This is a genomic window from Ideonella sp. B508-1 (assembly GCF_000333615.1).
Taxonomy (GTDB): domain Bacteria; phylum Pseudomonadota; class Gammaproteobacteria; order Burkholderiales; family Burkholderiaceae_C; genus Ideonella.
In genome coordinates, this window is record NZ_BADL01000363.1 from 1 (window position 1) to 1,059 (window position 1,059).

Annotated in this window: 2 protein-coding genes; one reads left to right on the forward strand and one right to left on the reverse strand. The window is 71.6% G+C overall.

The window, feature by feature from the left end; translation table 11 throughout:
* Positions 1-459, reverse strand: a 459-nt coding sequence (locus I73_RS15315) for an MFS transporter (protein ID WP_040500456.1), incomplete at its 3' end; no start/stop codon positions are given.
* A 115-nt stretch (positions 460-574) separates the two neighbouring features.
* Between I73_RS15315 and I73_RS15320 the strand changes: the two genes are divergently transcribed.
* Positions 575-1,059 (forward strand): ATP-binding protein (locus tag I73_RS15320; RefSeq protein WP_026096790.1); only part of this gene is annotated, 485 nt, incomplete at its 3' end.

Below are 1,059 nucleotides of genomic sequence, written 5' to 3' on the forward strand. Positions count from 1 at the left end.
CCCGAAGGAGCCGGCGGCCGCTGCCACGCCCATGGCCCAGGACCGCTTTTCGGGCGCCACGTTGCGCCCGATGACGCCATAGACCACCGCGTAGGTGGTGCCGGACTGGGCCATGCCCAGCAGCAGGCCGGCGCTGCCGGTGAAGGCCAGGCCCGAGGTGGCCAGGGCCATCAGCACCAGGCCGGCGGCGTAGAGCAGGGCGCCCACCACCAGCACCCGGAAGGCGCCGAAGCGGTCGGCCAGCATGCCGGCAAAGGGGCCGGCCGCGCCCCAGGCGATGTTCTGGATGGCCAGGGCGAAGGCGAAGGTCTCGCGCGTCCAGCCGCGGTCCATCGTGATCGGGGCCAGCCACAGGCCGAAACCGTGGCGGATGCCCATGGACAGGGTCACGATGGCGGCCCCGCAGACCAGGACCTGGGTCATGGACAGTGGGCGGGACGGGGCGGCGGCGGAAGACATCGGCGCACTGTAGCGGATGGCCCGCGGGCCCGAGTCGCGCAGGGCCATCGTCGCCGGGCGGGGCGTCACGGGCCTGTCGCGGGGGTGGCCAGCGGCCTCCCTACAATCCCCGGCCATGGCGACACGTTCCTCTTCCGTCACGCCCGTCTATGGCGAGGCGTCCATCAAGGTGCTCAAAGGCCTGGAGCCGGTCAAGCAGCGCCCGGGCATGTACACCCGCACCGACAACCCTCTGCACATCGTGCAGGAGGTGATCGACAACGCCGCCGACGAGGCGCTGGCCGGCTTCGGCAAGCGCATCGCCGTCACCCTGCACGCCGACCATTCGGTCACGGTGGAGGATGACGGGCGCGGCATCCCCTTCGGCCTGCACCCGGAAGAACAGGTGCCGGTGCTGGAGATCGTCTACACCCGGCTGCATGCGGGTGGCAAGTTCGACAAGGGCTCGGGCGGCGCCTACAGCTTCTCCGGCGGCCTGCATGGCGTGNGCGTGAGCGTGACCNATGCGCTGTCGACCCGGCTGCAGGTCACCGTCTGGCGCGAGGCCCAGGTGGCCACGCTGGCCTTCTCCGGCGGCGACGTGGTGAACCCGCTGGGGTG